The organism is Dolichospermum sp. FACHB-1250 (assembly GCF_014696335.1).
GTDB lineage: Bacteria > Cyanobacteriota > Cyanobacteriia > Cyanobacteriales > Nostocaceae > Dolichospermum > Dolichospermum planctonicum.
Genome location: NZ_JACJPZ010000003.1, coordinates 123,184 through 142,591, shown reverse-complemented (window position 1 = coordinate 142,591; position 19,408 = coordinate 123,184). Strand labels below are relative to the sequence as shown.

The following is a 19,408-nucleotide window of genomic DNA, read 5'->3' as shown; positions in this document are numbered from 1 at the left end:
TTCTTACGCGTTACTCACCCGTCCGCCACTGTCTCCGAAAAGACCGTTCGACTTGCATGTGTTAAGCATACCGCCAGCGTTCATCCTGAGCCAGGATCAAACTCTCCATTTTGGTTCGTTCTTTTTAGCTCTTTCGACCGTTTTTACAACCACGGTCAGGTTATTTTTTTCTGACGCAGGGGTACTTGTCGTATTCTGGCTTTCAAACTATAATATTTTCAAGGTTCGGTGCGCTGTTCGGCGTTGCCTCTCTCGGCTTCGCTGTTCGGCACTTATTCAATATATCTAATCTATTTGGGTTTGTCAACTACTTTTTCCATCTTTTTGGAAAAAATTTTTTCACTTTGTCTACAATCCTTGTGAGATAAGGGTTGCAGTCGTTAGAATTTTCTGGATTTTTGCTTGATCAAGCATCGCCGCCATACCCCGTCCCTTATCAGGGTGGTGAATTTCAAGCAGTTGTGTTTTTGATTTGGCTGAGTTCATGGGGATTTTTTTGGGTAATTATTATGGAAGGGGTTAATCAACGCAATTGCTGATAGTGTTGAGTGGATATAGGAATTAGGGATGATATGAAGAGTTTGGCTGTACTACCACCGTTTTTGGTGCTGGATCAATTGTTGCAAGGTTGGTTGCTGGAGGATATTGGTAGGGGTGATCGTACTACTCAATCTCTATTATCCCAAAATCCCACCGACAAAGAAGCGAAGTGGATAGCGAAAGCACCGGGAATAATTGCTGGTTTACCGGTTGCAGCCAGGGTGTTTCAGCTTTTGAATCATCAGGTCAATTTTGCAAATATTACCGCTGAGGGGGCAAAATGTGAACCAGGACAGGTAATAGCGGAAATTGGTGGTTCTTTAGATGCTCTGTTAATGGGAGAAAGGGTGGCGTTGAATTTGACGATGCGATTAAGTGGAATCGCGAGTTTAACTAATGTATATGTGGAGAAAATAGCTGATTTACCTGCTCAATTGGTGGATACGCGCAAAACTACACCAGGGTTGAGAATTTTGGAAAAGTACGCGACTGCTTTAGGTGGTGCTATAAATCACCGAATGGGTTTGGATGATGCGGTGATGATTAAGGATAATCATATTATAGCGGCTGGGGGAATTGGGGAGGCTATTACCCGCGTTCGTTCTCACATTCCTTATCCTCTGACAATTGAGGTGGAAACGGAAACTTTGGCACAGGTGCAAGAAGCGTTAGAGTATAAGGCAGATATTATTATGTTGGATAATATGCCTTTAAAAATGATGAGTCAAGCTGTGTCGCTGATTCGTCATGAAGATAATCGAGTAAAAATTGAGGCTTCGGGAAATGTCAACTTAGAGACTATTCGCGCTGTAGCAGAAACTGGTGTTGATTATATTTCTACTAGTGCGCCTATTACTCAGTCTAGATGGTTGGATCTAAGTATGAGAATGGTTTAATCGGCTATTGTATCTATATTATAGATTTGGGCGGGCTAGAAGCCCACCCCACAAGTAAATTATGGCGGGCTAGAAGCCCACCCCACAAGTAAATTATGGCGGGCTAGAAGCCCACCCCACAAGTAAATTATGGCGGGCTAGAAGCCCACCCCACAAGTAAATTATGGCGGGCTAGAAGCCCACCCCACAAGTAAATTATGGCGGGCTAGAAGCCCACCCCACAAGTAAATTATGGCGGGCTAGAAGCCCACCCCACAAGTAAATTATGGCGGGCTAGAAGCCCACCCCACAAGATGAAAATTTTTTATTTTTATACGGTTTAAATGCGGATTCAATGGGGCGAATTTGAGAAATTATCGGATGCTATAATAGCGGTTTAAGTTATATTTCGCACAAATACGCAAATGCGAAAAGTATACGACTTTGAATTTGCACAAGTTTGTATTTTAGTTCATAAACTTGGAGATTCTCTCGACAGCGGTTACTAGAATTTCTGGTTCTTGCACTAATGCGAAGCGAACGTATCCTTCACCAGATTTACCAAAGCCGATACCTGGAGAAGCTGCTACACCTGTTTTTTTGACTAATTCGGTGCAAAATTCTCTGGAATTGTTACTCCATTGTGTAGGTAATTTTGCCCAAATGTACATTGTGGCTTGTGGTGTGGGAACGTTCCAGCCTATGCTGTGTAAGGCTTTGATGAATGTGTCACGACGTTGACGAAAAATAGCTAAGGCTGATTTTACACCATTTTGCGGTCCGGTGAGGGCTGCGATCGCTCCGTTCAAAATTCCCAAATATTGGTTAAAATCAATGGTGGCTTTGATTTGTTTCAGGGCTTGAATCAATTCTGGATTCCCAATTGCATAACCAATGCGGAAACCTCCCATATTATAAGACTTGGACAGGGTAAAAAATTCAATAGAGACGCTTTTTTCTGGGTCAGCTTGTAAAATTGAGGGGACTGGAGATTTTAGATTTTGGATTTTGGATTTTGGATTTTGGGTTTCTTCTGTGAAAACTAAATCTACATAGGGGAAATCGTGAACTAAAACAATGTTATGGTGTTGACAAAAGGCTACAGCTTCTTGAAAAAAGGATAAAGGGGCGATCGCACTGGTAGGATTATGAGGATAGCTTAAAACCATCAACCGCGACTGATTTAAAACAGTGACGGGAATATCACTAAACACTGGTAAAAAATTATTTTCTGGTTTTAATGGCATGGGATAAATCTGACCATTAGCCAAGTATACTCCACCAGCATGGGAAGGATAACCAGGATCTAATAATAGAGCAAAATCGCCGGGATTAAGTATGGCTAAGGGTAAATGGGCTGTTCCTTCTTGAGAACCAATTAGGGGTAAAACTTCAGTTTCTGGGTTAACTGGGATACCGAATTTCTGTTCATACCATTGGGCTGCGGCTTGACGAAAATTTTGAGTACCACGAAATAATAAATAACCATGGGTGCTAGGATCATGGACAGATTGAGCGATCGCTTCTAGGATATGATTCTCGGTAGGTAAATCTGAAGATCCCAAAGACAAATCAATTAATTCCTTTCCCGCAGCCACAGCTATGGTCTTGGCTGTGTCCATGTCCGCAAATACGTTAGATTTTAAAGGTTGTAACCTGGTTGCAAATTGCATTTTAATTATTTATCATTGGTTATTAGTTATGAGTATGTGATCAGAAACTCTAGAGTTTTGATCACTGACTGACCACTAATTACTCTGTAAATGGTTATCTAAAAGACTGAGTAATTTATCTTTAGCAATTACTCCTTCGGTAGATTCTAATACTTCTTCTCCTTTCATTAACCTGAGAGCAGGAAGGCCTTCTACATGATATTGCTTGACAGCCACGGGATTAGGATCAGCTTCTATTTTAACAATTTTTAGGCGATCGCTATAAGTTGTTGCGGCTAAATTAATCAATGGTGACATTAAGCGACAAGGACCACACCAGGAAGCCCAAAAATATACTAATACAGGCTGTTCGGACTTTAAAACTTCTTTTTCAAACTCAGCATCAGTGATATTTATTACACTATTGCCCATAATAGTCTCCATAAAGTAGCATCAGTTAATCAAATTCGTTTACAAAATACTTTATCCCAATTTGAGGGTTAGTTGTTATCCTGTTTTGGACTTAGGCTTTACTCGGTCGAAGAATTTGCAGTTATAAAATGCTTACTATATCAGCTTTTTATCTGGTAATCTATCATAATCATTGGGAAAAATGAAGTAAAATCCCACAAATATGTGGGATTAACTGAATTAAATTATCTGCAAGAACTACAGTTTATCTAATTGTCTTTTAAGTTCTTCTAAGTCAGCATCAACTGGTTGAGTCGCTTTAGCTGTACTGGTTGGTTGTTCTGGGTTTAGTAATTTTGGTTCTGGTGCTGGTGCTAGAGATGCTTTCAAAGCCGCTAATTCATTATCAATATCACTACCAGATTCCAATTTTGCAAATTGGCTTTCTAAATCTGAACTTATCAATTCTGCGGTAGACTGAGCGCGAGATTCTTGGAGTAATACTTTTTCTTCCATGCGCTCAAAAGCGGACATGGCGCTGCTGGTACTCATTCCGCTCACCATATTTCCCAATTGTTCTTGGGCTTTGGCTGCGGTAATTCGAGCTTTGAGCATTTCTTTCTTGGTTTTGGCTTCGGAAATTTTGCTCTCTAACTGAATTAAATTCTTTTTCAGACCTTCTACCTGAATGGTTTGCTGGTCTAGACTAGTTTTTAAAGCTACACTTGTATCATTATATGTTTTTTTGCGCTCTAAGGCTTGACGAGCTAGGTCTTCATCCCCTTTTTGCAGAGCAAGTTGAGCGTTGCGCTGCCATTTGTTGACTTCATTCACAGCTTCATTGTACTGTTTCTCTGTACGTTTTTGGGCTGCTATGGCTTGAGCTACCCCTTGACGCAATTTCACCATGTCCTCTTGCATTTCTAAGAGGGCTTGTTCCAGCATTTTTTCTGGATCTTCGGCTTTACTGACTAAATCATTGAGATTAGCGCCAACTACTCGTTTAAGACGATCAAATAATCCCATAAATTTATCTTTCCTTAGAAGGTTTGGGTTTTTGGTTAAATAGATAGCTTTTTTGTTAATAGCTACCTATGTCAATGTGATATTTCCAGTTTGGATCTTTTTTTCTATTCTGAATCATGAACCTATCATACAGAGAAAAATTCAGGAGTCAGAAGTCAGGAGAAAGAAGACAAGGAAAGGAGTAAAATTAAGTTTGTATCAGCGGTTTTCCTAATTTTCGTACCTGATTCAAGTATATACGGCTATATTAACCCGTCTAACTTATGGTTCGGGTGTTTTGGGAAGGAGATGTAGTTTTATTTGTCATATATTTACTGATAAAGTGTTGCAAATGGCAGGTATTATGACTTGACCCCAAATCAAGGAAAGTTTAAATTATCTGACTATATCTGACTAATACGTAACTGCTGAATAATCTGGTATAAATCGTTTACAAGCATCAAAATCCGTAAAATTAGATAGTCTACCCCCATTTATTGAGAAGATAGAATAAAAATTTACCAAACAGCTACAAAAATTGTCAATTACTACCCTCTTCAGATATAATAACCATTTAATAGTTAATGGTCAAAACATGGAATTTATTTTTGTTTACATCACTTGTAAAGATCGTGTTGAAGCTCTTAATATAGGTAAAGCCGTAGTAGAAGCTCGTCTTGCTGCCTGTGCTAATATAATTGATGGTATGGACAGTATTTATTGGTGGAACGACGAATTACAAGTAGAAAAAGAAGCTATTTTAATTATGAAATCGCGGGGGGATTTACTTGAAGAACTAACGGAAAAGGTGAAATCAAAACATTCTTATGAAGTACCTTGTGTGGTGGCTTTACCAATTGAACAAGGAAATCAGGATTACCTGAATTGGCTAATAGCAGAAACCAAGGCTAAACAGATATCAACAAATAGTTGATAGTTAGATTTAGTGAATTTCAAGTTACTATCTTCATCAAGGATTAAGTAATGACAAATAAGATAATGTATAATTACTCAATACTGGAAATAGTAAAACTACTAACAAAATATGTCTTTAAAATCAATTAATAATATTTTAGAAGGTATTAAACGGTCAGCACCATGGCAAGAACAATTATTTCCGCGCTTGTTGAATTGTTGGGTGGAAATTGTCGGTGCTGGGGTTGCGGTACAAACTCGACCTTTGTCAATTCAACGTGATGTTGTGTGGGTAGCAACGTCTAGCGCTGCTTGGGCGCAAAATTTGACCTTTGAACGGAAAACCATATTGATGAAATTAAACCACAAGCTATCTACATCTTTGATAGATATTCGCTTTTCGACTGCGGGGTGGAAGAGTTTACCAAGGACGGAAACACAAATAACTATTTCTGCTTCAGAACACCCCAGTTATGTTGCTGATGATCTAGTTCCTGAGAAGTTAGTCACACCGAGTCTTGACAATACTCTAGGTGCTTTTGAGAATTGGGCTAGGATGATGCAGGAGCGATCGCATTATCTCCCTTTATGTCCCGAATGTCAATGTCCTAGCCCACCAGGTGAACTTGAACGCTGGAATGTTTGTTCTCTGTGCTGTTCTAATGTTGGAAGTAAATAATCAGCCTTGATTATGATATTTAACTATTGTCAGTTGATTGTAAATAATGGAGTCAACTAGATGCTAAAAACTGAGTTTAAATCTATCCAAAGTAGACTAAAAAAATCGGAGTAAATCTAAAATCGGGCTTTTAACCTTGATCCCTAATATGTTTTAGTTTAAAGTGAGTATGTAGACACTCTAAGAATCATTTACAAATATAACAAGAATCTAAAGAGATAATAAAGTTTATTTATTGATAATAATGGCTAGAACCCGTATCCAATAATAACTTTTTGCCCTTCATCCCTATTTTGGTAAACAAGGAAAATATATAAGTATGTTGGCTAGTCCTATGGTACTGAAGATGAAGGCATATCAAGCAATTAAGCGTTTAACATCTACTTGTCGTTATTGTCGTTATTACCAGCCACAGGGTCGCCGTGGTGGTATGTGTGAAAAGTTGACCGCACCGGTCCAAGGTGTTTGGAAAGCTTGTCCCTTAGCGTTACCAGCTTTTGCACCCGCTTGGGAAACTCTAGAAGATGCTTGGAGTTTACCAGTACCAAGGCCTGTTATTTCAACTTCTCAAACTCTTGCAGCGGATTTAGATCATCTGACAATTAATTGTGTTGAAGAGACCCGTACTTATACCACGCAAGAGGTAATAAATCAGAATGTAGTAATTTAATTACGCACGATTATTGTTATCAATTTTCTGTCCACCTTAATAAGATTTGACTTCCAATTTATTAGTGTTTCCAATTTTGAGATCTTCAGAAATCGCACCTTCCTGACAGGTGCGATTTTAGTATATAAAAGTCAGGAAAGAATCAACCACGAAGGAACTAAGGAAGAGAAGGAAAGAGGGTTCGAGAGATATTTTCCGTAAGTCTCCAGGAAGTAAAACACTATTGATGTTATCACGGTCTTAGGGACTGATATAATTTTAAGCTTTAAGGTAACCAGGGAAATTCTCGAAAGTTGGGAGGTCGCTTTTCCAAAAAAGCTTGTTTTCCTTCCGCGCCTTCTTCTGTCATATAATAAAGAAGAGTGGCATTACCGGCAAGTTCTTGTAAACCGGCTTGTCCGTCGCAGTCGGCGTTAAATGCTGATTTGAGACAACGAATGGCTATAGGGCTTTTTTCGAGGATTTCTTGCGCCCATTGTATCCCTTCTGTCTCTAATTGTTCTACAGGGACAACAGTATTAACTAAGCCCATTTCTAAAGCCTGTTGAGCGTTATACTGACGACAAAGAAACCATATTTCCCGCGCTTTTTTTTGTCCTACTATTCGCGCTAAATAACTCGCACCAAAACCACCGTCAAAACTGCCTACTTTTGGTCCTGTTTGCCCGAAAATGGCGTTATCGGCCGCAATAGTTAAATCACAAATTAAATGCAAAACATGACCCCCACCAATAGCATAACCGGCGACTAGGGCAATGACGACTTTAGGCATGGAACGAATGAGACGTTGCAAGTCTAAAACGTTTAAGCGGGGAATACCAACATCATCTACGTAACCTGCTTGTCCCCGGACACTTTGATCTCCTCCTGAACAGAAGGCGTATTTACCGTCTGTATGGGGTCCTGCACCCGTAAATAAAACTACACCAATATTAGTATCTTCTTTAGCGTCCCAAAAAGCCTCGTATAATTCAAAGACGGTTTTGGGGCGGAATGCGTTACGTTTGTGGGGACGGTTAATGGTGATTTTAGCGATACCGTCGGTTTTTTGGTAGATAATGTCTTCGTAGGTTTTGACGGTTTTCCAGTCGGGTTCTATCATGGATAATCTGCGATACTGTGTTTGAGAATTTTATCGCGGCGGAGATGGAAAGTATTGGCAATTTCCAGAAAATGAGTAATTAAGGGGAAACTTAAAAAAATATTCCCCTAATTCTCCAGCAATAGGGAATTAAGGGAACCTGATTTTGATTTGTTTGACATACTCACCGACCTGAAGGTGCGATGATTCTTGACACTTCACTGGAACACGCCACAAGTGGTCTTATCGTCCCTCCATGTCCGTTTAAAGTCTCCCAATGCCCTATGGCGACTATAACCAAATTTTAACATAAAGCCGTCCTAAAAGCGATGCACTGAGCTTGCCGAAGTGGACGGGGCTTGTATCCCAGATTTTTGGTCAAATCCAAACTAGTAGGAAGTAAGGATGTAAGATCTCAGTTGAGCGCGTATTAGGCAATCAAAGTAAAATCGCTACTCACAAGGGTGATAGTAGGATCACTTAAAACGGCAAACTTAGATTCCCCACCCGGAGTAGATCCGTTGGAGTTATAGAAAAGACTACCAGTGCCTTGGCTATAAACAATGCGGGCATTACTAGCACCTACTGAATTATCGTTAGGAACTACTCCAAAATCAGTCAGAGCCTGTCCCACTGCATTAGTAATGGCACTGAAAGTAGCTTTACTCAATGCAATCTTGTCTCTATTTTCTCCTTGACTAATTTGTCCCGCTTGAAAATTGATGGTATCAACACCTAAATTGTTGAAGACTCCATTGAACCGATACTGATCATTACCGAGTCCTCCTATGAGAGTATCATTACCGAGTCCTCCTATGAGAGTATCATTACCACTTCCTCCGTCCAGAATGTTATGGCCACTATTACCAGTGATGACGTTATTACCTATGTTACCTGTACCATTGATATTGCCAGTGCCGGTGAGATTAAAATTCTCGTACAGGTCACTTAAAACGTAGTCCACTGAACTTGACTGGGTACCAATGACAGTAAAATCATTCCTGTCAAGAGTGATACCAGGATCAACTTTGGCAAACCGAGATTCTCCACCCTCAGCACTTCCGTTGGAGTTATAGAAGACATAACCAGTGCTTTGGCTATAAACAATGCGGGCATTACTAAAAGTTGCTAAAGAATCATCAGTAACCACGGCAAAATCAGTCGCCGATAGATCCCCACTGTCAACACTAATAGCATTGAAACTAGCTTTACTTAATGCTATTTTATCTTCTCCTTCGACAAAATTCTCGATTGAAGAAAGACCTAATGAGGGAGAAGAAGAGAAAGAGTAATCTCTCTTGAACCAAAATCTATCCTGACCCTGTCCTCCATTGAGATTATCAATTAGGGAAGGATCAACAATTGATCCAGAATTACCCCCTCCCCACAAAGTATCATTACCATTTCCTCCATTGAGATTATCAGTGCCAGGTCCTCCCATGAGGATATCATTTCCGTTCTGTCCGCTCAGTCGGTCATTACCACTACCGCCCTGTAACAAATTATTTAGGGCATTACCAGTGATCAGGTCATTTCCCGCCCCACCAATCGCATTTTCAATGACATTTCCGGCAGAAAGAGTGAGTTTGAGGTTACTGACCGTTACCGATTGCTGTGTGGTGATGCCCAAGTTAATATTTACCGGACCTGCAATATTAGTCTTAGGATCACTAAAGTCAATAGTATCAATACCCTCGTTTGCTGCTTCCACAATGGTATCTGCTCCCAAAGCATTGGCAACACTAAAGACATAAGTATCGTTTCCTGCTCGACCAGTAAGGGTGTTGTCGCCACTATTACCAGTGATGACGTTATTACCTGCGTTACCTGTACCATTGATATTACCAGTGCCGATGAGTGTGAGGTTCTCTACGAGGTTAGGTAAGGTGCGGGTCTGTGCACTTGGTAAAGTATCAGTAATAAAGATTGGTATGCCATCATCGGTTACACTTGGATCGATAGTAGCATTAGTTGCATTGGAAAGTTTTACTAAGAAGGATTCATCGGGTTCATTGATGTTGTCTGTGAGAATGGGGATACGGATAATGCCGGAGGAAGTGCCGGCGAGGATAGTCACCGTTCCTGAACTATTACTATTATTATAATCAACGCCCGGTATTGCGGAAACTGCACCTGTCGGACTGGTGGTGTAATTGAAGGTGATGTCGTCTTTACTAGTGACGAGTTGTCCATTAGCACCGATAAGGTCTACAACTATTACAGCACTATTATTGAAGTCTTCAACAAAAATGTTATTGTTAAACCCACTGAATGATAAAGTTGGACCGTCGGTGTCAACAATAGTTCCTATGACGGGTTCTGGTGTACCAACGGTGTAACCTGTTCCACTAGCTAAGGTGACAACAACTGTCTCATTACCTTCGTAGTGGTCATCTGCTTTGGGGTCTATGATTAAAGTAGCTGTGTTTTCACCCTCTTCAAAGGTGATGGTTTTACCTGTTCCCGGTGTTGCTCCTGTGTAGTCATCACCATTGGCTGTACCACCAATGCTATAGTTAACGGCTAATGGATTACCTAAGGACTGGCTTGTACCACCAGGATAACTGCGAGTGAAGGTATAGACTAGGTTGGTTGTACCGTCTTCATTTACGCTGCTTGGAGTTACGGTTACGGTAATACTAGCAGTATCGTCATCATTAATAGTTCCTACGACGGGTGCTGTTGTACCAAGGGTATAACCTGGTCCATTAGCTAAGGTGACAACTACTGTCTCATTACTTTCAACGATGGTATCTGCTTTGGGGTTTATGATTAAAGTAGCTGTGTTTTCACCCTCTTCAAAGGTGATGGTTTTACCTGTTCCTGGTGTTGCTCCTGTGTAGTCATCACCATTGGCTGTACCACCAATGCTATAGTTAACGGTTAAGGGATTACCTAAGGACTGGCTGGTACCACCAGGATAACTGCGAGTGAAGGTATAGACCAGGCCGCCTGGACCATCTTCAAATACGCTGCTTGGAGTTACGGTTACGGTAATACTAGCAGTATCGTCGTCGTTAATAGTTCCTACGACGGGTGCTGTTGTACCAAGGGTATAACCTGGTCCATTAGCTAAGGTGACAACTACTGTCTCATTACTTTCAACGATGGTATCTGCTTTGGGGTCTATGATTAAAGTAGCTGTATCTGAATTCGCAGCAAAGATGATGGTTTTACCTGTTCCCGGTGTTGCTCCTGTGTAGTCATCACCATTGGCTGTACCACCAATGCTATAGTTAACGGCTAATGGATTATCTAAAGACTGGCTGGTACCACCAGGATAACTGCGAGTGAAAGTATAGACTAGCTTGGTTGTCCCGTCTTCAAATACGCTGCTTGGAGTTACGGTTACGGTAATACTAGCAGTATCGTCATCATTAATAGTTCCTACGACGGGTGCTGTTGTACCAAGGGTATAACCTGGTCCATTAGCTAAGGTGACAGCTACTGTCTCATTACTTTCAACGATGGTATCTGCTTTGGGGTCTATGATTAAAGTAGCTGTGTTTTCACCCTCTTCAAAGGTGATGGTTTTACCTGTTCCCGGTGTTGCTCCTGTGTAGTCATCACCATTGGCTGTACCACCAATGCTATAGTTGACTGTTAAGGGGTTGGTGGTAACTCCAGTACGGGTGAAGGTATAAATCAGGTTGGTTGTACCATCTTCATTTACGCTACCTGGTGATACTGTCAGGGTAATGCTGGGGAAATCATCATTATCAATAGTTCCCGTTGCTGATCCTGATGTACCAGGGGTATAACCTGTGCCACTAGCTATGGTGAAAATAACTGTTTCATCATTTTCAAATGTGCTGTCTGCTGTGGGGTTAATGGTTACGGTTTTCGTAGTTTCACCCTCTTCAAAGGTGATGGTTTTACCTGTTCCCGGTGTTGCTCCTGTGTAGTCAGCACCATCGGCTGTACCGCCAATGCTATAGTTAACGGTTAAGGCATTGTCTATCTTTCCATACCGACTGAAGGTATAAACCAGGTTAGCTGTACCATCTTCATTTACGCTATCAGGGAATACGGCTACGTTAACATTGGTATCCTCATCAATAATAGTTCCAATGACGGCGGTGGCTGTATTGATAACGTAACCTGATCCAGGAGCTAAGGTTAACTCAACGTTTTCATTACCTTCAAAGGTGGTATCTGCTTTGGGGTTAATGGTTAAATTGGCTGTACTTGCACCCGCAGCAAAGGTAATCGATCCTCTTGTTAGTCCAAAACTGGCTGCTCCTGTTTGAGTATAGTCAGTGTAATTAGAGTCACTGCTGAAAGTAGCTGAACCGCCAACATTGAAGTTAACAGTTAAGGCATTAGTCAGATCTCCAGCACGAGTGAAAGTGTAAACTAGATTTGTCGTCCCGTCTTCAAGAACACTAGCAGGATTAACCGATAGGCTAACATCAGCACGTCCCGGATCAACATCATTGTCAGTGATGATTACTGTTGCACTATTGTCTGTGCCTAAACTGTAATTAGTGCCACTAATTAATGACAGGATTACGGTTTCTCTGCCTTCGACAAGATTATCATTAACGGGAGTAATGGTGACGGTCTTTGAAGTCTCTCCCGCCAGAAAGGTTACGGTAGAAGGAATGGGGCTGTAGTCACCAGTAGATGCAGTTCCCGAAATTGTGTAACTAACTGTGAGAGCATTGTTAGTGCTACCTGTGCGAGTAATCGTAAACACACCTGGGTTAGCTGGTGTTCCTTCTCCAGCGTCGCTATCTGTAGCTATGACTTTAACAATGGTACTTGGGTCACTAAAACCTTGAATAAAAACTGCCGCGTCACGAGCGGAGTCACGGGTATCAGCGATCGCTAATTTTATGTGATTAATTTGACCTGGAATAAGATCCGTTGCTACTGCACTTAATACAGTTGTGAAACCATCGAACTTCGTACCTAAAATATTTCCATAATAATCAGGTTGGAAAAATGCCGAGTTCGTTCCAGCGTTAACAGTATTGATAGAAACAGGAGTTGTCGCACCGGGGACGAAAGCAATGTTTTTACCATTCAGGTAAAAGGCAAAAACATCATTGAACCTTGAATTTCCCAACTCAGGATAATCTTCAGAGGCAAATACATAGGAGAAGCTGATAGTATTCGAGGTCGGAATAAAGTCAAACTCTAATACTGCTGCATCATAGGTGCTGTTATTAGAGACTATAGTTTTGACTATGGCATCTAGATCTCTGTCACCTGATTTACCGTTAGAAGTTGAGTAGGTTGAAGGATCATCATCAACATCAATATTTCCGGTACTCAGAACAATACCGTTAATGCCTATTGTTCCTTGTTCACCAGTAAAAGTACCCCCGGCAACATTTGCACCGGTAAACCTGATGTTGCTGATTTTGTCTGGTGTAATACCGGAGTTGCCGATTAAAGTGTTAACAAGTTGCGCGGCAGTAACGCTATTTAAGTCTCTTGTGGTTAAAGCACTCTGTTCAATTGCGATCGCTTCTCCATTTATTATAATCGTAGCGTGGTCATTCTCTGCTTGCAAACTCTGTAAAGTTGTCCCATTCAGACTTTCACCTCGTACCAAAGCGGCAAAAATCGCCCCTTCGTCTCCAGCGCTATCCGTTTGATTAATCCGAGCATCTACAAAATGCCCAATTTCTTCTAATATTACGTCACTAACTGCTGCTGAATTCGCATTTGCGACAAAATTATCTGATAAGTAAATCTTATTAGTGCTAGTAGAATAGGCCCCATTAGCATTGCCAAGAATGGTGTTACTAACAACTTCTATTTGGGGAAGTTGACTGAAATTACCCCCTTGCCAATCTAATCGCAGAATTTCCGCCGCGCTGCGGTTGTATTGCGTCCCAAAAGCGCTATCGAAAACCTGCCAGAAATTATTATTAACATCAGAAAAGCCACTTAGTTTGTCGTATGTCAGCTTTAGGGCTGATTCAAGTAAAAGTGAGAAGTTCATAAGTATATATAAGGTAGAATGCTTTATTAAAGATATAACACGATTTACTTTTAATTTCTAGGGTATTTATATTAAGATTTCTTATGTCACTAAAATTAAAATAACAATTAGTATGTCCAGAATATTGTCCCTACAATCTTTCTTATAAGTATCTATTGTATTATTTAATTTTAAGTATTAATATTTATTTGTCTAACCGCTCAGTCAAGGGAATAATTCAGGACTTACGCAAAATATCTCTCCCTAAACCCCCATTTCTCTGTTACCTCTGTGCCTGGAGTGGTTTCTTATTCCGCGACTTGTGCGTAAGTGCTGTAATTCTTGAAAAGATGAATAATAAATTATGTGCGGAATCTGGGCGCTAACTTCTAAATAGCAAAATTCAGGAGTTAAAAGTAAAAGTATCCGTGGTTTTTACATATTTATTAGTATTAATTTAAACTCTTTGTATAAAAAAAGGTGAGCGTTTTAGCCCACCTAAAAAATCAGAGAATATTGATGCTATGATACAGCGGATTGGAAATCAATGAGGTACAAAATCTAATCAAAGCCAGACAATAAGCCAATTTTACTCCTGACTCTGAGTGTAATTAGCCTAACAATGCTTTGGCTTTAGCTAAAACATTATCAACTGTGAAGCCAAACTTCTCTAAACAAATACCACCAGGAGCGGAAGCACCAAAAGTATCAATACTGACGGTATCGCCTTCACTACCGATATACTTATGCCAACCGAAGCTACTAGCCGCTTCTACAGATAGGCGTTTAGTAACAGATCGAGGAAGAACAGACTCTTTATAAGCTGCATCTTGTGTATCAAATAAGGTAGAAGAAGGCATAGAAACAACACGAACTTTCTTACCTTCTGCTGTCAGTTTCTCTGCGGCGCTCACACAAAGACTTAATTCTGAACCAGTACCAATTAAGATGATATCTGGTGTACCTTGACAATCAACAATTGTATATGCACCTTTAGCGACACCTGCGATAGATGTACCTGCTAAGTTAGGAACATTTTGACGAGTGAAAGCTAATAAAGTAGAAGCTTGTGCTTTAGATTTTTCAATGGCAACTTTGTAACCACCAGAGGTTTCATTTCCATCTGCGGGACGAATTACGGTTAAATCAGGAATGGCACGCAAAGAAGCTAAAGTTTCAATGGGTTGGTGGGTAGGACCATCTTCACCCTGGCCAATGGAGTCGTGAGTCATGACCCAAATTGCGCCAGCTTCAGAAAGAGCAGCCAAACGAATAGCAGCCCGCATATAATCGGTGAAGATGAGGAAGGTTGCACCGTAGGGTATTAAACCGGAACGGTGTAAAGCCATACCGTTACAAATTGCACCCATGGCGTGTTCCCGGACACCGAAGTGAATGTTACGATTGCCGAAATGTCCTTTTTGGAAGTCCCCAGTACCTTTAAGTTCAGTGAGGTTGGAGTGGGTTAAGTCAGCAGAACCACCGATTAATTCCGGTAAAACAGCACCTAATTTGTTGAGGCAGGTTTCCGAGTGTTTGCGGGTAGGTAATGCTTTATCTGCATCTGTGTAGGTAGGTAATACTTGATCCCAACCCTCTGGTAATTTGCCACTAATCAAACGTTCAAATTCAGCGGCTTCTTGGGGGTATTTAGCTTGATATTCGGCATAAGCTTTGTTCCACTCGGATTCGTAAGCAGCACCGCGTTCAACAGCCTTGCGGGTGTGGTTGAGGGCATCTTCGGGAACGACAAAAGCATCGTATTGCCAGCCTAAGTTGTTGCGGGTAGCTATTGTTTCGTCAGGTCCTAGGGCAGCACCGTGAATACCAGCAGTATTAGCTTTATTAGGAGAACCATAACCGATGGTGGTTGTCACCTTAATCATGGTGGGTTTGTCTGTGACTGCTTTTGCCTCTGCGATCGCTTTGGCAATGCCTTCTAAATCTGTGTTACCGTCTTTAACGTGCAGAACGTGCCAACCGTAAGATTCAAAGCGTTTAGAAACGTCTTCGGTGAATGCTACATCTGTAGAACCATCAATTGAGATGTGGTTATCGTCATAGAGAGCAATAAGTTTACCTAATCCCCAGTGTCCAGCGATAGAAGCGGCTTCACCAGAAATCCCTTCCATGTTGCAACCATCACCAAGAATCACATAAGTGTAGTGATCAACAATTGTCGCATCAGGCTTATTGAACTTAGCGGCCAGGTGTGCTTCTGCTACTGCTAAACCGACAGCATTGGCAATTCCTTGACCTAAAGGACCTGTGGTAACTTCTACACCAGCTGTCACAAAATTTTCGGGGTGGCCTGGGGTCTTAGCACCCCATTGACGAAATTGTTTGATGTCGTCTATGGTAACGCTATCGTAGCCTGTGAGGTACAGTAGGGCATACTGTAACATTGAACCATGACCAGCGGATAAAACAAAGCGATCGCGGTTGAACCACTGAGGATTTTTGGGATTATACCGCATGAAGGAGTCCCAAAGGACAAAAGCCATGGGAGCCGCACCCATCGGTAGTCCAGGGTGTCCCGATTTGGATTTTTCTATGGCATCAACAGCCAAAAAGCGGATAGAATTGATACAAAGTTCTTGGAGGGATTGGGTTGCAACAGCCATAATCTCTAATTGTTAAGGACGGGTTAGGACTCTTTTTAGCGTTTTTGTGGTTTCATGAGCAAATGATCCCACTTTGTTCATCATCTCATTCCCAATTATCAATGGACAAGGGGGATTTTTGACGTTTTTAGTGATGAATCAGGCCGATAAGCCGATAAATTTAATCATGCCTTCCCAAAGCTGGGCATTAGCTAGGCTGTTAGTTCGGCTATGAATGTCTCTATCATAGTTACTAAAAATATAGTCAAATATTTCTAGCTTGGTAAGGCTTACACCTTACAGGACTAACTACAAGCCTCTCTACTGAGTTTCTATCAAAGATAGAGTCCCCAACTACTTTTCTTAATATGTTCAGAGAACCGTTTAAGTCTGCTGAATAATGTTTACCAAACTGGGACTTAAATAAACCTCTTTTAACTCTTTTACCTAAATATTGCTCATGCTTTTTGATTGGTTCAAAATCCAGAAAACTACATTTTGATGTGTAACTCTCTGTAGTAATTTGTACCTTGATTCCCACAAGTTTAGCTTTATATTCTAACTGCTGTATAAATCGTGCATGAGGAATATTGGTAAAGTTTTGGTTAGTTTTACTCCCTAAGTTAATGTTCTGTTTCCAATTCTCATTTTTACCTATAATCAAATGCGTTATATTTTGACTAACTAGCTGATTAATAATAAATCTACTAGCTGTGTGGAGGTAGTAATCCACTTTGTGATTGCGTTTGAGTGTTAATGCTTCTATTTTTCGAGAAGATTTTTGATTTTTAGATAACTGAGATTGGAGACTAGCTTTAACTTTATTGTAAAACTGGTTACAAGATTTAATTGCCTGGCCACAAACAATAAAAGGTTGAAAATCTAAACAATTACTACTAACAGCAGCCAGGTTGTTTAGTCCTATATCAATCGCTGCGATTCTATTATTAACTTCTGGGGTGGTTTCTTCTTGTTCATAAACTGCCTCAATAATGTAGACATTATTTTTAGGAATAATCCTCACTTCTTTAATTTGTGTTAGCTTAGTTTTGATGCTTATGGCTAATCCAGAAGGTGAAATTAAACCTTGTTTTAAGGCTTTCTGGGAAAAAGCCTGATTATTAAAATTTAAAACGTTTCTCCCTTTTTGTTTATGTTTATATTTAGGTAATTTTGGTTCACCTAAAAACTTACCTGGATTTAACTCATATTCTTTCTTTGCCTCCTGGTAAGACTTAAAGCATTTATCAACTTGTTTGAATACTAATTGAGCAACTTTACTAGGTAAGGCCTGATAATCATTACTCTTCTTGAGTGCATGATATATTTGATTGAATGTTGGTATTGGTTGTCCATTAAAAAAAGCTTGACGACATAAATAAACAGCACAGTTAAATAGGTTTTTTGAGAAAAAAGACATTTGATCAATTTCTCTAAACCATTTGTGATTCTGTTTAATTATATGTCGCTCAACTAATCGCATTCTGACTCCAGGTACTTAACAATACACTCTGTAGATTCTAGCACAAAAGCTAGTTATTATCGAAATAAAATCTTGCATCATATCTTGCATCATATCTTCTGTTTCTTCTTCTGCCAGATTTACTACTTCAATGCCCTTGCCTTATGATCATTTCTCAAAGGCAAACTAGGAGCAAAATTATGCGGGGATCAATAATACAAGAATACAAGTCTTGGTAATGGATAATTGGGTTATTAACTTTACCTATTACCTATTACCTGACTAGTAAGTATCTTTAAGGAGTAAATTTCTTGAAGGCTAGGCTGACATTATGACCACCAAAGCCAAAGGAGTTAGATAAGGCTACCTCGACTATTTGACTGCGGCTGGTGTGGGGGACATAATCTAAATCACATTCTGGATCAAGATTTTCGATGTTGATGGTAGGGGGAATTTTGTCATGAGCTATGGCTAAAATTGTCGCTACGGCTTCAATTCCTCCCGAACCACCTAAAAGGTGTCCTGTCATGGATTTAGTGGAACTGACGGCTATTTTATAGGCGTGATCTCCTAAAGCTTTCTTAATGGCGGCGGTTTCGTTGACATCATTGGCTGGTGTACTTGTCCCATGGGCATTGATGTAACTTACCATTTCTGGGGCGATCCCACCATCTTTTAAAGCTAATTCTATCGCCCTAGCCGCACCTAAACCACCGGGAACTGGCGCAGTGATATGATACGCATCACAGGTCATCCCATAACCGACAATTTCCCCATAAATCCGTGCGCCACGCTTCATGGCGTGTTCTAACTCTTCGAGAATTAAAATTCCCGCGCCTTCACCCATCACAAACCCATCCCTATCCCTATCAAAGGGACGACAAGCATGGGCTGGATCATCATTGCGACTAGATAAAGCCCGTGCAGAGGCAAATCCTGCCACTGATAGGGGGGTAACTGCTGCTTCACAGCCACCGCAAATCATAGCTTTAGCGTATCCCCATTGAATTTGACGAAAAGCATCACCAATGGAATTAGAACCAGCCGCACAGGCTGTTACAGAACAGGAATTAGGACCTTTTGCACCGGTATGAATTGCTGTTAATCCCGCTGCCATATTGGCGATCATCATGGGAATCATGAAAGGACTACAACGACTAGGACCACGTTTAGGATCTAAGTAAATGGTTTGTTGGTCTTCTAATACTTTAATGCCACCAATACCAGAACCGATGATCACGCCAATTTGTTCAGCGTTGAGATCGTCAATTACTAACCCGGAATCCGCAACAGCTTGAATAGCCGCCGATACACCCAATTGAGAAAAACGATCCATGCGCTTGGCTTCTTTGCGTTCTAAGTAAGTCTCTGGATCAAAGTTTTTGACTTCACCAGCAATGCGACAACTATGTTTAGAAGCATCAAAAGCGGTAATATAGTCAATACCATTCCGTCCGCTCAATAATCCTTGCCAATATTCGGCGGGTGTGTTTCCAATGGGTGTAATCGCGCCCACACCTGTTACAACAACGCGATTACGTTTATAGTCTGTCATGATTACATTAAATATGGCGAAAAAA

Annotated in this window: 12 protein-coding genes and 1 rRNA gene; 4 read left to right on the top strand and 9 right to left on the bottom strand. The window is 40.7% G+C overall.

The features are described from left to right. Positions 1-112, bottom strand: a 16S ribosomal RNA gene (locus H6F39_RS02170); the annotation flags it as partial. A gap of 460 nt (positions 113-572) precedes the next feature. Between H6F39_RS02170 and nadC the strand changes: the two genes are divergently transcribed. Further along, on the top strand, positions 573-1,436 hold the full coding sequence (gene nadC / locus H6F39_RS02160; RefSeq protein WP_137909691.1) for a carboxylating nicotinate-nucleotide diphosphorylase: 864 nt from the start codon (positions 573-575) through the stop codon (positions 1,434-1,436). Positions 1,437-1,882: 446 nt separating this feature from the next. On the opposite strand, the gene H6F39_RS02155 is transcribed toward nadC, so the two are convergent. From H6F39_RS02155 to H6F39_RS02145, 3 genes are all read right to left on the bottom strand, one after another. Then, on the bottom strand, positions 1,883-3,088 hold the full coding sequence (locus H6F39_RS02155) for an LL-diaminopimelate aminotransferase (RefSeq protein ID WP_190396125.1): 1,206 nt from the start codon (positions 3,086-3,088) through the stop codon (positions 1,883-1,885). Between the two features lie 75 nt (positions 3,089-3,163). After that, positions 3,164-3,499, bottom strand: a complete 336-nt coding sequence (locus H6F39_RS02150) for a co-chaperone YbbN (RefSeq protein WP_028083893.1) — start codon at positions 3,497-3,499, stop codon at positions 3,164-3,166. A gap of 237 nt (positions 3,500-3,736) precedes the next feature. Further along, entirely contained in the window at positions 3,737-4,504 is a 768-nt protein-coding gene (locus tag H6F39_RS02145) for a PspA/IM30 family protein (protein WP_190396124.1), read from the bottom strand. Positions 4,505-5,021: 517 nt separating this feature from the next. Between H6F39_RS02145 and cutA the strand changes: the two genes are divergently transcribed. The 3 genes from cutA to H6F39_RS02130 all read left to right on the top strand — a co-directional run bounded on the left by cutA (position 5,022) and on the right by H6F39_RS02130 (position 6,747). Continuing rightward, positions 5,022-5,417 (top strand): divalent-cation tolerance protein CutA, encoded by a 396-nt coding sequence (gene cutA, locus H6F39_RS02140; protein ID WP_242028595.1) that lies wholly within the window; start codon positions 5,022-5,024, stop codon positions 5,415-5,417. A gap of 111 nt (positions 5,418-5,528) precedes the next feature. Then, on the top strand, positions 5,529-6,077 hold the full coding sequence (locus tag H6F39_RS02135; RefSeq protein WP_190396123.1) for a DUF721 domain-containing protein: 549 nt from the start codon (positions 5,529-5,531) through the stop codon (positions 6,075-6,077). Positions 6,078-6,396: 319 nt separating this feature from the next. Further along, on the top strand, positions 6,397-6,747 hold the full coding sequence (locus H6F39_RS02130) for a hypothetical protein (RefSeq protein WP_228036692.1): 351 nt from the start codon (positions 6,397-6,399) through the stop codon (positions 6,745-6,747). 265 nt (positions 6,748-7,012) lie between these two features. Here H6F39_RS02130 and menB read toward each other — a convergent pair whose 3' ends face one another. From menB to fabF, 5 genes are all read right to left on the bottom strand, one after another. Continuing rightward, complete coding sequence (menB, locus tag H6F39_RS02125; protein WP_199290832.1) at positions 7,013-7,849, bottom strand: 1,4-dihydroxy-2-naphthoyl-CoA synthase; 837 nt, start codon at positions 7,847-7,849, stop codon at positions 7,013-7,015. Positions 7,850-8,258: 409 nt separating this feature from the next. Further along, a complete protein-coding gene (locus H6F39_RS20110; RefSeq protein WP_199290831.1) occupies positions 8,259-13,784 on the bottom strand; it encodes a choice-of-anchor L domain-containing protein in 5,526 nt (1,841 codons plus the stop codon). Between the two features lie 590 nt (positions 13,785-14,374). Further along, on the bottom strand, positions 14,375-16,387 hold the full coding sequence (gene tkt / locus H6F39_RS02090) for a transketolase (protein WP_190396122.1): 2,013 nt from the start codon (positions 16,385-16,387) through the stop codon (positions 14,375-14,377). A 244-nt stretch (positions 16,388-16,631) separates the two neighbouring features. Beyond that, positions 16,632-17,849, bottom strand: coding sequence for an RNA-guided endonuclease TnpB family protein (locus tag H6F39_RS02085; protein WP_190396121.1), 1,218 nt, complete (start codon positions 17,847-17,849; stop codon positions 16,632-16,634). 274 nt (positions 17,850-18,123) lie between these two features. Then, the gene (gene fabF, locus H6F39_RS02080; protein WP_190396120.1) at positions 18,124-19,383 is read right to left on the bottom strand and encodes a beta-ketoacyl-ACP synthase II; all 1,260 of its coding nucleotides are present in this window, start codon (positions 19,381-19,383) and stop codon (positions 18,124-18,126) included. Positions 19,384-19,408: the final 25 nt, after the last annotated feature.

Excerpts from the sequence above, each read along its gene's own strand:
- H6F39_RS02130 (WP_228036692.1), top strand. The coding sequence starts at position 6,397 with ATGTTGGCTAGTCCTATGGTACTGAAGATGAAGGCATATCAAGCAATT.
- H6F39_RS02150 (WP_028083893.1), bottom strand. The coding sequence starts at position 3,499 with ATGGGCAATAGTGTAATAAATATCACTGATGCTGAGTTTGAAAAAGAA.
- H6F39_RS02155 (WP_190396125.1), bottom strand. The coding sequence starts at position 3,088 with ATGCAATTTGCAACCAGGTTACAACCTTTAAAATCTAACGTATTTGCG.
- H6F39_RS02135 (WP_190396123.1), top strand. The coding sequence starts at position 5,529 with ATGTCTTTAAAATCAATTAATAATATTTTAGAAGGTATTAAACGGTCA.
- menB (WP_199290832.1), bottom strand. The coding sequence starts at position 7,849 with ATGATAGAACCCGACTGGAAAACCGTCAAAACCTACGAAGACATTATC.
- fabF (WP_190396120.1), bottom strand. The coding sequence starts at position 19,383 with ATGACAGACTATAAACGTAATCGCGTTGTTGTAACAGGTGTGGGCGCG.
- nadC (WP_137909691.1), top strand. The coding sequence starts at position 573 with ATGAAGAGTTTGGCTGTACTACCACCGTTTTTGGTGCTGGATCAATTG.
- tkt (WP_190396122.1), bottom strand. The coding sequence starts at position 16,387 with ATGGCTGTTGCAACCCAATCCCTCCAAGAACTTTGTATCAATTCTATC.
- H6F39_RS02145 (WP_190396124.1), bottom strand. The coding sequence starts at position 4,504 with ATGGGATTATTTGATCGTCTTAAACGAGTAGTTGGCGCTAATCTCAAT.
- H6F39_RS02085 (WP_190396121.1), bottom strand. The coding sequence starts at position 17,849 with ATGCGATTAGTTGAGCGACATATAATTAAACAGAATCACAAATGGTTT.
- H6F39_RS20110 (WP_199290831.1), bottom strand. The coding sequence starts at position 13,784 with ATGAACTTCTCACTTTTACTTGAATCAGCCCTAAAGCTGACATACGAC.